At 70.5% G+C, this 13,158-nt stretch carries 10 protein-coding genes; 8 read left to right on the top strand and 2 right to left on the bottom strand.

Features of this window, described 5'->3' with window-relative positions; genetic code table 11:
* Positions 1-5: 5 nt before the first annotated feature.
* The 8 genes from ahcY (at position 6) to secA (ending at position 11,660) form a co-directional block, all read left to right on the top strand.
* Positions 6-1,532 (top strand): adenosylhomocysteinase, encoded by a 1,527-nt coding sequence (ahcY, locus tag AAD496_RS10645; RefSeq protein ID WP_349828696.1) that lies wholly within the window; start codon positions 6-8, stop codon positions 1,530-1,532.
* A 111-nt stretch (positions 1,533-1,643) separates the two neighbouring features.
* Positions 1,644-2,324, top strand: coding sequence for an MtrAB system response regulator MtrA (gene mtrA, locus AAD496_RS10640; protein ID WP_349828695.1), 681 nt, complete (start codon positions 1,644-1,646; stop codon positions 2,322-2,324).
* Positions 2,321-4,147 carry an MtrAB system histidine kinase MtrB gene (mtrB, locus tag AAD496_RS10635; RefSeq protein ID WP_349828693.1) on the top strand — a complete coding sequence of 609 codons (1,827 nt, stop codon included), beginning with the start codon at positions 2,321-2,323 and terminating at the stop codon, positions 4,145-4,147. Before mtrA ends, mtrB begins: the two co-directional genes overlap by 4 nt.
* Entirely contained in the window at positions 4,144-5,904 is a 1,761-nt protein-coding gene (locus AAD496_RS10630; protein ID WP_349828692.1) for an LpqB family beta-propeller domain-containing protein, read from the top strand. Before mtrB ends, AAD496_RS10630 begins: the two co-directional genes overlap by 4 nt.
* A gap of 87 nt (positions 5,905-5,991) precedes the next feature.
* Positions 5,992-6,744, top strand: a complete 753-nt coding sequence (locus AAD496_RS10625) for a ComF family protein (protein WP_349828691.1) — start codon at positions 5,992-5,994, stop codon at positions 6,742-6,744.
* Between the two features lie 66 nt (positions 6,745-6,810).
* Positions 6,811-7,482, top strand: coding sequence for a ribosome hibernation-promoting factor, HPF/YfiA family (hpf, locus tag AAD496_RS10620; RefSeq protein WP_349828690.1), 672 nt, complete (start codon positions 6,811-6,813; stop codon positions 7,480-7,482).
* Positions 7,483-7,524: 42 nt separating this feature from the next.
* Complete coding sequence (locus tag AAD496_RS10615; protein ID WP_349828689.1) at positions 7,525-8,814, top strand: winged helix-turn-helix domain-containing protein; 1,290 nt, start codon at positions 7,525-7,527, stop codon at positions 8,812-8,814.
* Positions 8,815-8,936: 122 nt separating this feature from the next.
* Positions 8,937-11,660 (top strand): preprotein translocase subunit SecA, encoded by a 2,724-nt coding sequence (gene secA, locus AAD496_RS10610; RefSeq protein ID WP_349828688.1) that lies wholly within the window; start codon positions 8,937-8,939, stop codon positions 11,658-11,660.
* Positions 11,661-11,709: 49 nt separating this feature from the next.
* Here the strand turns inward: secA and AAD496_RS10605 are convergent, their stop codons facing one another.
* On the bottom strand, positions 11,710-12,198 hold the full coding sequence (locus AAD496_RS10605; protein WP_349828687.1) for an Rv3235 family protein: 489 nt from the start codon (positions 12,196-12,198) through the stop codon (positions 11,710-11,712).
* Positions 12,195-13,010, bottom strand: a complete 816-nt coding sequence (locus AAD496_RS10600) for a LysM peptidoglycan-binding domain-containing protein (protein ID WP_349828686.1) — start codon at positions 13,008-13,010, stop codon at positions 12,195-12,197. Before AAD496_RS10600 ends, AAD496_RS10605 begins: the two co-directional genes overlap by 4 nt.
* Positions 13,011-13,158: the final 148 nt, after the last annotated feature.

The following is a 13,158-nucleotide window of genomic DNA, read 5'->3' as shown; positions in this document are numbered from 1 at the left end:
GGGCCATGAACGTTCACTCCTCCTCAGCCGTCCTCGACCCCGACGACTTCCGGGTCGCCGACCTCTCCCTCGCCGCGGCCGGGCGGCACCAGATCCGGCTCGCCGAGCGGGAGATGCCCGGTCTCATGGCGTTGCGCGCCGAGTACGACGGCGCGCAGCCGCTCGCCGGTGCCCGGATCGCCGGGTCCCTCCACATGACGGTGCAGACCGCGGTGCTCATCGAGACCCTCGTGGCGCTCGGCGCGGACGTCCGGTGGGCCTCCTGCAACATCTTCTCCACCCAGGACGAGGCCGCGGCGGCCGTCGTGGTCGGCGACGGCACCCCGGAGGCCCCGACGGGAGTGCCGGTGTTCGCGTGGAAGGGCGAGACCCTCGAGGAGTACTGGTGGTGCACCGACCGGATCTTCCGGTTCCCGGCCACCGATTCCCGGGGTGCGGGCCCCGACATGATCCTCGACGACGGTGGGGACGCGACGATGCTCCTGCTCGACGGGGCCGCCGCGGAGGCCGCCGGCGGGATCGCGGCCGCGGCACCCGAGGACCCGGAGGAGAAGCACGTCTTCGTCGCCCGGGTCGAGCAGTCACTGGCCGAGGACCCCGGCCGGTTCACCGCGATGGTCCCGCGGGTGCTCGGTGTCTCCGAGGAGACGACCACCGGCGTCAACCGCCTCTACCGCCTGGCGGAGGAGGGCCGCCTGCCCTTCCCGGCGATCAACGTCAACGACGCGGTCACGAAGTCGAAGTTCGACAACCGTTACGGCATCCGCCACTCCCTGCCCGACGGGCTCAACCGGGCCACCGACGTCCTCATCGGTGGCAAGGTCGCCGTCGTCGTCGGCTACGGCGACGTGGGCAAGGGTGCGGCCGAGGCGATGGCCGGTCAGGGTGCCCGCGTGAAGGTCGTCGAGATCGACCCGATCTGCGCGCTCCAGGCGGCCATGGACGGCTACGACGTCGTCACGCTCACCGAGATCGCCCCGCTCGCCGACTTCGTCATCACGACGACGGGTAACACCCGGGTCGTGCCGGTCGAGGTGCTCCAGTCGCTCAAGCCCGGCGCGGTGGTCGGCAACGTCGGGCACTTCGACGACGAGATCGACCTGCTCGGCATGAGCCGGGTGGACGGCACCGAGGTCGTCGAGATCAAGCCCCAGGTCCACGAGTGGACGGTGCCGGTGCCGGCCGAGGTCGCCGCCCACGTCCGCGCGACGACCGGTGAGGGGCGGGCGGAGACCTCCTTCGTCGTCCTCTCCGAGGGACGTCTGCTCAACCTCGGCAACGCGACCGGGCACCCCTCCTTCGTCATGAGCGCCTCCTTCACCAACCAGGTGATGGCCCAGATCGAACTCTTCGAGAAACACGCCGACTACCCGGCCGGGGTCCACCGTCTGGCGAAGGCCCTCGACGAGAAGGTCGCCCTGCTCCACCTGCCGGCCCTCGGGGCCCGCCTGAGCACGCTGACGAAGGAGCAGGCCGAGTACATCGGCGTCGACGTCGCCGGTCCCTTCAAGCCCGAGCACTACCGGTACTGAACCGGCGCGGTTCCGGTACCGGGAACGCGCACCGGGGACTCCCGGACGGCCGGGACACGACCGGCGCCCGGAGTCCCCGGTGCAGATGTGCGCTCGTGCGACAATGAGCCCATGAACGCACGGATCCTCGTCGTCGACGACGACACAGCACTGGCGGAAATGATCGGGATCGTCCTCAAGTCCGAGGGCTTCGAACCGTCCTTCTGTGCCACCGGATCCGGTGCCCTCGAAGCCTTCCACCAGGTCCGTCCCGACCTCGTCCTCCTGGACCTCATGCTGCCCGGCAAGGACGGCCTGGAGGTCTGCCGGGAGATCCGGCAGGAGGCCGGGACCCCGATCATCATGCTCACCGCGAAGTCGGACACCGTGGACGTCGTCCTGGGCCTGGAGTCCGGCGCCGACGACTACGTCCCCAAGCCCTTCAAGCCCAAGGAGCTCGTCGCCCGCATCCGTGCCCGCCTGCGGATGTCGGAACCGAGCCAGCCGGAGGTGCTCGAGGTCGGCGACGTGGTGGTCGACGTCGCCGGGCACTCCGTGACGAAGGACGGTCAGCCCGTCTCCCTCACACCTCTGGAGTTCGACCTGCTCGTCGCGCTCGCCCGGAAACCCTGGCAGGTGTTCTCGCGGGAGACCCTCCTGGAGGAGGTCTGGGGATACAGTCACGCGGCCGACACCCGCTTGGTGAACGTGCACGTGCAGCGTCTGCGCTCGAAGATCGAGCGTGACCCGGAGAAGCCCGAGATCGTCGTCACCGTCCGGGGTGTCGGGTACAAGGCGGGTCACGCGGCATGACCGCAGCTCCCCCGCGGAGCCCGACCGGATCCGAGGCCGACAGGGACGATTCCCGGTCGACGGGGTCGAACGACCCGTGGCGGTCGGCCCGGCAGGTGCTCTTCCGCTCCTACCTGGCGACGCTGCGGGTCTTCATGCGGTCGCTGCAGTTGCGGACGGTGGCACTCACCGTCCTCCTCACGGTCGTCGCGATCTTCGGGGTGGGGACCTACGTCTCCCAACACATCGCCATGGGTCTCGTGGAGGCCAAACGGGAGGCCGTCCTCGTCGAGACCGCCCGGTTCGCCGGTGAGATCGGGTCGCTGTCGTCCTCCGAGGGTGGGCAGACGCTCCAGGAGGACCTGGAGACCCAGCTGCGGGCACAGCGCGAACGCTCGGCGGCCGTCGACATCGTCTCGATCGACCTCGTCCCCCTCGACGGTGGGGGAGAGGTCCGTCCCCGGCCCGCCTCGGACGCGGAGGTCGTCGACGGCTACGAGGCCGCGGACCTCGACTCCCGGCTGCGGGACCAGGTCGCCGCGCAGGCAGACGTGCAGTACTACCGGTCGGTCGCCATCGACATGCGCACGGGCACGGTTCCCGGCATCGTCGTCGCCCAGCAGGTCGAGACGACCTCCGGGGGCCGGTTCGGCCTCTACGTGTTCTCCGATCTCACGACCGAGCAGAACACCCTGTCCTTCGTCCAACGCTCCCTGCTCGTCGCCGCGATCGTCCTCGTCGTCCTCGTCGGGGCGGTCGCCTGGCTCATCTCCCGCCTCGTCGTCGCGCCGATCCGCACCGGTGCCCAGGTGGCCCGCGAGATCGCCGACGGCAACCTCGACCAGCGCATGCCGGTGCACGGCCGGGACGAGATCGCGGGTCTCGCCCAGAGCTTCAACGACATGGCGACGACCCTGCAGGACCAGATCACCCGGATGGAGCAGATCACGACCCTCCAGCGACAGTTCGTGTCCGACGTGTCGCACGAACTGCGGACCCCGCTCACCACGATCAACGTCGCCTCGGACATGATCTACGAGTCCCGCGAGGACCTCGACGAGGTGGCCCGGCGCAGCGCGGAACTCCTCAAGAGTCAGGTCGAGCGGTTCGAGAACCTGCTCGGGGACCTGTTGGAGATCTCCCGCCACGACGCCGGGGCCACCGAACTGGCCACGAAACCCGGTGACCTGGGCGAGATCGTCACCGGGGTCCTCGACAACATCTCCGTCGTCGCCGAGGAGATGGGCGCCCGGATCGTCCTCCACGCCCCGTCCTCCCCGGTCATGGCCGAGGTCGACCGGGTCCGGATCACCCGGATCGTCCGGAACCTCGTCGTCAACGCGATCGAACACGGCGAGGGTCGACCCATCGACGTGTACCTCTCCGCCGACGCCGAGGCGGCCGCCGTGAGCGTCCGTGACCACGGCGTGGGGATGGACGAGGAACAGGTGGAGCACGTCTTCGACCGGTTCTGGCGGGCCGATCCGTCCCGCCGCCGCACGCTCGGGGGCTCCGGCCTGGGCCTGGCGATCTCCCTGGAGGACGCCCACCTGCACGGCGGATGGCTGCAGGCCTGGGGGCGTCCGGGAGAGGGCGCCTGTTTCCGGCTCACCCTGCCCCGCCGCCAGGGCCGGACCCTCACCTCCTCACCCCTGCCCCTGCCACCGACCGACGCGATGATCCGGGGCAAGGCACTCGTCGCCGGACCGAGTACCTCTGACGGCACCGTCCGGATCCAGACCGGCAGCATCCCGATCGTCGTCGAGGCGGAGGTGCTCGACGCCGAGGGCTCCGACTTCAGGGGGGCCGAGGGATCCGAGGACGGAGAGGACGGGGACCGATGACGACGCCGCGTACGCCTCGGCGACGGGGGACCGGTGCGTCCCGGGCCCGGTTCCTGCTCGCCCTCCTGCTCCCGGCACTCCTCGTCCTCGCCGGGTGCGCGACGATCCCGACGACCTCGGGCATCGGATCCCGTCCCCTCCCCGAGGAGGACGGCACGGAGGTCGTCCAGCCCGACCCCGACGGTCCGGCCGAGGGCGCCGAGGTCGGGGAGATCGTGCGTGGTTTCCTCCAGGCCGGCACCGGGTACGCCGACGACCACGGGACCGCCCGGCAGTACCTCACCGGTGACTTCCAGCAGTCCTGGCAGCCCTCGAGCTCCGTCCTCGTCCTCACCGAGGGCACGACTCTCAGTTCCCTCACCCCGACCGTGGCGGAGGACCAGACGCGGGTGACGGTGCAGGTCCCGGTCGTGGCCACCCTCGACGGCGCGAACGTGCTCCACGAGGTGCCGCGCGGGACGTCCTCGGAACTCCAGTTCACCCTGCGGCAGATCGACGGTGAGTGGCGCATCATGGACGGGCCGGACGGGACCGTGATGTCCGCGCGTGACTTCGACACGCTCTACAAGCAGTTCCCCCTGTACTTCTTCACCCCGGACCTCCAGGCGCTCGTGCCCGACGACAGGTGGGTGATGCGGACCCCGGCGATCGCGACGGAGGTCGTCCAGCTGCTGCTCGCAGGGCCCGCCGAACACCTGGGCAGCTCCGTGGTGAGCTCCCTGCCGCTCGGGGTGCGCCTGGAACCGAGCGCGGTGACCGTGACGGACGGCCGAGCGGCCGTCGGCCTGTCGGCGGAGGCCGATTCGATGAGCGCCGAGGCCCAGGCCCGGATGATCGCCCAGATCGACCGCACGCTCGGGGACATCACCTCCGAGGTGACGGTGTCCGCTCCCAGCGGGGACCTGCAGGTCGACCCGGTGTCCTCCCTCGGGACGTACTCACCGTCGGAACAACGATTCATCGGGATCCGGGAGGAGGACCGGCGCCTGGTCATCGGGGCGCGGAGTTCCGAACTCGAACCCGTCGAGGATCTCGACCCCCTGCCCGAGGACGCCGCCGCTCCCGCGATCTCGCCCGGCGGTGACGTGTTCGCCTGGCTCCGGGACGACGGTGCCTCGCTCGTGCGGTACCGGCCGGGTCAGGACCCGGCCACGGTTCTCACCGCGCAGGACGACGGGGCGTTCCGTGGCCCGAGCGTCGACCGGTTCGGGACCCTGTGGGTGTACGACACCGCGCGCGGGGCGATCAGGACCGTCACCTCGGCCGGTGCGACCACGGACATCTCCGCCGGGTTCCTCACCGACCGGGAGGTCCGGGGACTGCAGGTCTCCCGGGACGGCACCCGCCTGGCCGTCCTCAGCACCGATACCGACGGCGTCGGCACACGTGTGGACGTCGTCGGGATCCTCCGTTCGGGGGCCCGGTCCGACGCGACCGGACTCGCCTCGACGACGACCCTGCAGATCGGTCTGCGGCACACCGGGATCCGCGACCTCAGCTGGGCCGGGCCGGACGCCCTCGTCCTGCTCGTCGCGGACACCGACGAGAGTGACGCGTCGTCGGCACGGGTGGTCCACCACACGCTCGCCGGTGTCGAACGGGAACTGGGCAAACCGGAGGACGCGGTCGACGTCACCGCCCCGGAGGACGGCACCCGGGTCCGGGCGGCGACCCCGGACGGCGACGTGTGGGAACTCGACGCCGGGACCTCCCAGGTCAACGCGGTCGGCGTCGTCGACGTCGCCTTCCCCGGCTGAGTCCGACGAATCCCTGATCGGCGGATCCGGCTGGGAGTTCGCCGGGAGACCTTGCCCGGGGTCCTGAGGCGTGGTGGTCTGGACGGCATGGTCGGGCGCGCGTTCACGGAGGTCCTCGACCTCCTCGCGCCGCGTAGTTGTGCGGCCTGCGGGACGGAGGGAGCGGCCGTGTGCGGTGAGTGCCTGGCAGCGCTCGCCGGACCGGTGCGCACGGTCGCGCCGCGGTACGGGACCCTGCCGGTCCTCGCGGCCGGTGAACACCGGGACGTGCTGCGTGAGCTGCTCGTCGCGCACAAGGACCGGGGTCGCCACGACCTCGCGCCCCTCCTCGGGCTCGCGCTCGCCCGTGCGGTCGACGCCGCGGTGCACCGTGCCCTGCCGGGAGTCGTCGAGGGGGCGGCCGGCACTCCGGCCCCGACCGCGCGTCCCGTGTTCCTCGTCCCGGTCCCGAGCACCCGGAAGGCTCGCCGACGGCGACACGCCGACCACGTGGCGGTCCTCGCGGACCACGCCGTCAGAGACCTGCGACAAGGCGGGATCCCCGCCCAAGTGGCCCCGGTCCTGCGGGTGGCCGGACATCACGATCAGGTGGGCGCCGGGCGTGCCGGCCGCCGGCGCAACGTGCGGGGGACCCTGCACCTGCGCGAGGACGTCCCGGAGGCACACCGGGCACGTCTGCGCACCGGCACCGTCGTGGTCGTCGACGACGTGTGCACGACCGGCGCGACGCTAGCGGAAAGTGTCCGCGCGCTCCGTGTCGGTCGGATACCGACACAGCGTGTCGCAACTGTCGGAACGACTCCCGGAGCTCCTTGCCCACCGGCGGTCGGTGGTGTTTGATGAGGGTACTCGTCGAGAGGACGAGAACTCGATTCTCCCGAGTGCAGACCTACTGAAGGAGCGAAAATGGACACCGTCGTCAAGGGTCGTGGACTGACCATCTCCGACAGCTTCCGTTCGCACATCGAGGACAAGGTCGCCAAGGTCGAGCAGCTCGCACCCCGTGCACTGCGTACCGAGGTCCAGGTGACCAACGACCCCAATGTCCGTGACCCCGAGAACTCCGAACGTGTGGAGATCACGGTGGTCGGCAAGGGTCGGATCCTCCGCGCCGAGGCCCACGCCTCCGACAAGTACGCCGCACTCGACCTCGCCTGGGCCAAGCTCCTGGAGCGCCTGCGGCGGGCCCGTGACCGGCAGAAGATGAGCCACAAGGGCAAGCACCGCGCCCAGTCGACGGCCGAGGCCCTGGCGGCAATGCCGCTCAAGGACGAACCGCTCGTTCCCGTCGAGACGGAGGACACCGGCGAGGACGAGCCGGAGACGATCGACCGAACCGGTGGACGGATCCGCGCGGAGGGTGATTCTCCCGTCGTCCTGCGCGAGAAGACCTTCCCGGCGACCCCGATGGGTGTCGAGGACGCACTCAACCGCATGGAGATGGTCGGTCACGACTTCTACCTGTACATCGACTCCGAGTCCGGCAAGCCCTCCGTGGTCTACCGGCGGCGCGGTTGGAGCTACGGCGTCATCGCACTCGACGAGTCGTTGGACGAGGACGTCGAGCTCTCGGCCTGAGGGCCGGGTGCCGCGTCGACCGCGGAGGTCACACAGGACACCATGGGTGAGAATTCGCGGTCCCCGCGACGACTGAGCACGGAGGCGGCCCGCCGCATCGCGGTGGCCGCCTCCGGCCTGTCCGTCCCCCGCCCCGCCCGCGTCGGCCCCGCGCGTCTGCGCGGGGTCTTCGCGCGCCTGGGGCTCGTCCAGATCGATTCCGTGGCACGGGTGGTGCGTGCCCACTACATGCTCTTCTTCTCCCGGCTGGGTCCCTACGACCGGTCCACGCTCGACCGACTGTTCCACGGACCCGCCCGCGCCACCCGTGTCACCGGCGAGGGCACCGCGTGCCACCGGGCTCCGGGGCCGGGGGAGCGCGGCGAACGGATGGGCGTCGAATACTGGGTCCACGAGGCCGCCTATGCACCCCCACAGGTCATCGCCGCCCTCGACGGTCGCCGGGCCCGCTTCCGCGACCGCTACTACCGGGCGGAACTCGAACGGGAGACACCGGCCGAAGCCCGGGCGCACCGGCACCTCTACGCGGACGTGCTCCGGGTGCTCGGGGAGGGGCCTGCGACCGCCCGGGAACTCGACGCCCGGATCGACCACGACATCCCCGAGGCCGAGCGCGACCACTGGGGGTGGAACCCCAGCCGGGTCAAGGCCGCGGCCGAGGCGCTGCTGCGCACCGGCCACGTGTCGGTCGCCGCGCGCAACGGACACTTCGAACGGGTCTACGCCCTGCCCGGCGACGTCCACCCGGACCTGCCCGCCCCTGCCGCCTGGCCGGAAATCGACGGGTCGGCCGGGCCGGACGCCGAGGCCACGGACGACGTCGAGTTCCTCGTCCTCGAGGCGACCCGGGCACTCGGCATCGGACGGATCGACTGCCTGGCCGACTACCACCGCCAGCGCACGACCCCGGTGAAGGAGGCGGTCGCCACCCTCGTGGCGGACGGCCGTCTGGAGGAGGTCGACGTCGAGGGGGTGCGGGCCTGGATGCTGCCGGGGACACCGGTGCCCCGGACCGACCGGGGGACCGCACTGCTCGCGCCCTTCGATCCCCTCGTCTTCAACCGGAAGCGGATCGCCTGGCTGTTCGGGTTCGACTACCGGATCGAGATCTACACCCCGGCCCACCTGCGCGTCCACGGGTACTACGTGCTGCCGTTCCTGCACGCCGGACGCCTCGTGGGACGCGTCGACCTCGCGGCGGACCGGAAGGCGGGGCTCCTCCACGCCCATGCCGTCCACTGGGAGGACGGGCGCGGGACACCGGACGACCACGCGGCGCTGGAGTCGGAACTGCACACCCTCGCCACGTGGTTGGGGCTCCGCCTCTCCTGATACGAGTGAGGAGGGCCCACCGTGCGCCCGACCCCCGTCGGGCCCTATGCTGAGGGACGGTCCGTCCGACACGTCGGGCCGTGAGATGGGACCGTCGAGAGAACCGCACGCCGAGGAGAACCGTGGCCAACTTCCTGGAAAAGCTGCTGCGCAGTGGTGAAGGACGCACGCTGAAGAAGCTGCGCGCCTACACCAAGGCGGTCAACGCACTCGCCGACGAGTTCGAGGCGATGACGGACGAGGAGCTGCGGGAGGAGACCGACCGGCTCAAGGGACGGGCCGCCGAGGGGGAGGCACTCGAATCGCTCCTGCCGGAGGCCTTCGCCACGGTGCGCGAGGCCTCGACGCGTGTGCTCGGCATGCGCCACTTCGACGTGCAGATCATGGGTGGTGCCGCCCTGCACCTGGGCAACATCGCGGAGATGAAGACCGGTGAGGGCAAGACGCTCGTCGCCACGCTCCCGGCCTACCTCAACGCGCTCACCGGCAAGGGCGTCCACGTCGTCACGGTCAACGACTACCTGGCCAAGTACCAGTCGGACCTCATGGGCCGCGTGTTCCGGTTCCTCGGCATGGAGACCGGGTGCATCCTCGCGAACATGAAGCCCGAGCAGCGCCGGGAGCAGTACGCCGCGGACATCACCTATGGCACGAACAACGAGTTCGGCTTCGACTACCTGCGCGACAACATGGCGTGGAGCGTCGAGGAGATGGTCCAGCGCGGTCACAACTTCGCCGTGGTCGACGAGGTCGACTCCATCCTCATCGACGAGGCGCGGACGCCGCTCATCATCTCCGGACCGGCCGACGGCGACTCGAACCGCTGGTACGGCGAGTTCGCCAAGGTCGTCACCCGGTTGCGGCCGGAGCGGGACTACGAGGTCGACGAGAAGAAGCGCACCGTCGGCGTGCTCGAACCGGGCATCGACCGGGTGGAGAACCACCTGGGCATCGGGAACCTCTACGACGCGGACAACACACCGCTCATCAGCTTCCTCAACAACGCGATCCGCGCCAAGGAACTGTTCAAGAAGGACAAGGACTACGTCGTCCTCGACGGCGAGGTCCTCATCGTCGACGAGCACACCGGTCGCATCCTCAAGGGCCGGCGTTACAACGAGGGCCTCCACCAGGCGATCGAGGCGAAGGAGGGTGTCGAGGTCAAGCCGGAGAACCAGACCCTGGCGACCATCACCCTGCAGAACTACTTCCGCCTGTACGACACGCTCTCCGGCATGACCGGTACGGCCGAGACCGAGGCCGCGGAGTTCATGTCGACCTACAAGCTCGGCGTCGTTCCGATCCCGACGAACAAGCCGCTGCTGCGCATCGACCAGCCGGACTTCGTGTACAAGAACGAGAAGGTGAAGTTCGAGGCCGTCGCCGAGGACATCCTCGACCGCCACGAGGCCGGACAGCCGGTCCTCGTCGGCACCACGAGCGTCGAGAAGAGCGAGTACCTCTCTAAGCTGTTGGCCAAGAAGGGCGTCAAGCACGAGGTCCTCAACGCCAAGAACCACGCCCGTGAGGCCTCGATCGTCGCGCTGGCCGGACGCAAGGGTGCGGTGACCGTCGCGACGAACATGGCCGGTCGTGGTACCGACATCATGCTCGGCGGCAACGCCGAGCACATCGCGGTCGCGGAGATGGCGGCCAAGGGGCTCGACCCGGTCGAGCACCAGGAGGAGTACGAGAAGCTCTGGCCGGAGGTCCTCGAAGCCGCGGAGAAGCGGGTCGAGGCCGAGGCGGAGGAGGTCCGGGAGGCCGGTGGCCTCTACGTGCTCGGTACCGAACGGCACGAGTCCCGCCGGATCGACAACCAGCTGCGCGGCCGCTCCGGTCGTCAGGGCGATCCCGGCGAGTCCCGCTTCTACCTGTCCCTCACCGACGACCTCATGCGCCTGTTCGGTTCCGGCATGGCCGAGCGGATCATGGCGAGCGCGAACGTCCCCGACGACGAACCGCTGGAGTCGAAGATGGTGACGCGGGCGATCCTGTCCGCGCAGACCCAGGTCGAGCAGCGCAATGCCGAGCAGCGCAAGAACGTGCTCAAGTACGACGACGTGCTCAACCGTCAGCGCACCGTCATCTACGCCGAGCGCCGCCGCGTGCTCGACGGGGCGGACCTGGCCGAGCAGATCCAGTTGTTCCGCGACGAGGTGCTCGCCGCCTACGTCGACGGCGCGGCCATGGGCCCGAGCGAGGACTGGGACGTCGACGCACTGTTCGAGGCCCTCGGCAAGCTGTACCACCCGTCCATCACGGCCGAGGAACTCATCGAGGACGTCGGGGGGAAGAAGAACCTCACCCGTGACGGTCTGTTGCGGGAGATCCGGGCCGATGCGGATCTCGCCTACGACCGCCGCGAGGAGGAACTGGGCGAGGACGCCGTGCGCGAACTCGAGCGGCGGGTCGTCCTGTCGGTCATCGACAAGAAGTGGCGCGAACACCTCTACGAGATGGACTACCTGAAGAACGGCATCGGCCTGCGGGCGATGGCCCAGCGTGACCCGCTCGTCGAGTACCAGCGCGAGGGCTTCGAGATGTTCTCCACCATGCAGGGGGGCATCAAGGAGGAGTCCGTACGCCTGACGAACACCCTCCAGGTGACGGTGAAGAAGGACACCGGTGCCGACCCGGAGGATCCCTCCGACGACACCGTCGAGGTCGAGGCCGAGGAGCTCAAGCCGCGTAAGCCGCAGCTGCGCCTGTCCGCCCCGACCGATTCCGGTGGCGTCGAGGTCCGGGCCGAGGGCACCGGCTCGTCCGGGAACGGGGCCGGCGCGGGTCGGACTGCACCGCGCGCGTCCGGGGGCAACCGGGCGGAACGCCGGAAGAAGAAGTGACACCGTCCCCGGTGTCCGCCACGGCGGCGGGCACCGGGGACCCACGGCCTCACACGCACAGGAAGCGGGTGACGGTCCACCGGCCGCGGCCGTACTCCAGGCGGAGTGCGGCCGCGCGTGCTCTCCGGGCCCCGCGCAGGACGACGCTCGCCTCGACGATCCCCTTATCCACGTGACACAGACGGGGGACACCGGGGCGGGTGGACTGGTCGTGGGGAGGGGCACCGCGGGCCAGTTCCTGGCGGAGCGTCGCGTGTGTCCGCAGGCGGTCGAGCAGTTCCGGCGACACCCAGCGGGCGATCGACGCCGCGGCCCGCTCCCCGGACCGCACCTGGAGGAGGGCGACGACGAGCGACCGGACGGCGGTCTCCAGGAACCCGTCGTGGTCGTCCGGTGGCGGTGAGCCCGCGGCCGAGGCGACCGGACCGGTGGCAGCCGGATCCGGAGCTCCCGGCGCCGACGCCCCGGGGCCGAGAACGGCCGGTCGTGCGGGTGCCGGGCGGGCGAGCGGTCGGGTGAGGACGAACGCGGAGGTCATGTCGCATCCCCCGGGGTCGCGGCCGCCGGCACACGGAGCACCTGGCCGGGGACGAGGAGGTCCGGGTCGGCACCGATGACGGCCCGGTTGAGCTCGTGCAGTCGCGCGACCGCCCGGGCGGTCGCATCGGTTTCCCCGGAACCGGTGGAACCCTCTTCCCCGGCCCCGTCGGCGACCAGTGCGTCGGCGATCCCCCACAGGGAGTCCCCGGCCTCGACGACGTATTCCTCCGCAGTGGTGTCATTGTCGGCGTGAGGGGTCGAGGGTGCGGGCGCCTCGGGGGCGTGGGCGGGGTCGTCCACGGGGCCTGGCTGGTCGTCCGCCTTGACAGGCTGGTCGTCCGCCTTGACAGGCTGGTCGTCCGCCTTGACAGGCGATGACACCGGCCAGGCGGGGGAGGCGACGGGCAATGGCTCCCGGGGTTCGGCGAGGGTGGGTGTCGGGACCTCCGGTGTCGTCGGCCAGGCGGGCGAGGCGTGGGCTCCACCGGCGATCCCGAGCACGACCACGCCGGTCCCGAGGGTGGTCACGAGCGACCGCCGGAGGAAGGCCGGGGCCGTGCGGATCGCCGCGGCCCACAGACCCGCGCCCAGGCGGGGGAGACGTGCGCCCACCACCCGGGCACCCGCGGCGAGGAGGACGGCCAGTGTGGGCCGGATCCCGACGAGGGCGACCCCGGCCGCGAGGACGAGCAGTGCCGCCGCGGCGACGTCACCCCCGGTGGTCGCCCGCCACAGGGCCGGCGCACCGAGGAACAGACCGATCACCACCGCGGCATGGACGGGAACGACGAGAAACACCATCAAACGCATGAAAACGACTCCTTCCGAGTGTGAATGAGTGTTGATCATCACAAGAGTGTTGTCAATGGTCACCCAGGGTGGTCATCGACCAATCGTCATGGATCGCCGCTTGTGTGCGCGGTCACACCGGGGCAGGATGGAGCGCGGACGGATGAGT

It is taken from the genome of Brevibacterium litoralis (assembly GCF_040212315.1).
Classification (GTDB): Bacteria; Actinomycetota; Actinomycetes; order Actinomycetales; family Brevibacteriaceae; genus Brevibacterium; species Brevibacterium litoralis.
This window is presented reverse-complemented; position numbering and strand designations above follow the sequence as displayed.

Excerpts from the sequence above, each read along its gene's own strand:
- ahcY (WP_349828696.1), top strand. The coding sequence starts at position 6 with ATGAACGTTCACTCCTCCTCAGCCGTCCTCGACCCCGACGACTTCCGG.
- mtrA (WP_349828695.1), top strand. The coding sequence starts at position 1,644 with ATGAACGCACGGATCCTCGTCGTCGACGACGACACAGCACTGGCGGAA.
- mtrB (WP_349828693.1), top strand. The coding sequence starts at position 2,321 with ATGACCGCAGCTCCCCCGCGGAGCCCGACCGGATCCGAGGCCGACAGG.
- AAD496_RS10630 (WP_349828692.1), top strand. The coding sequence starts at position 4,144 with ATGACGACGCCGCGTACGCCTCGGCGACGGGGGACCGGTGCGTCCCGG.
- AAD496_RS10625 (WP_349828691.1), top strand. The coding sequence starts at position 5,992 with ATGGTCGGGCGCGCGTTCACGGAGGTCCTCGACCTCCTCGCGCCGCGT.
- hpf (WP_349828690.1), top strand. The coding sequence starts at position 6,811 with ATGGACACCGTCGTCAAGGGTCGTGGACTGACCATCTCCGACAGCTTC.
- AAD496_RS10615 (WP_349828689.1), top strand. The coding sequence starts at position 7,525 with ATGGGTGAGAATTCGCGGTCCCCGCGACGACTGAGCACGGAGGCGGCC.
- AAD496_RS10605 (WP_349828687.1), bottom strand. The coding sequence starts at position 12,198 with ATGACCTCCGCGTTCGTCCTCACCCGACCGCTCGCCCGCCCGGCACCC.
- AAD496_RS10600 (WP_349828686.1), bottom strand. The coding sequence starts at position 13,010 with ATGCGTTTGATGGTGTTTCTCGTCGTTCCCGTCCATGCCGCGGTGGTG.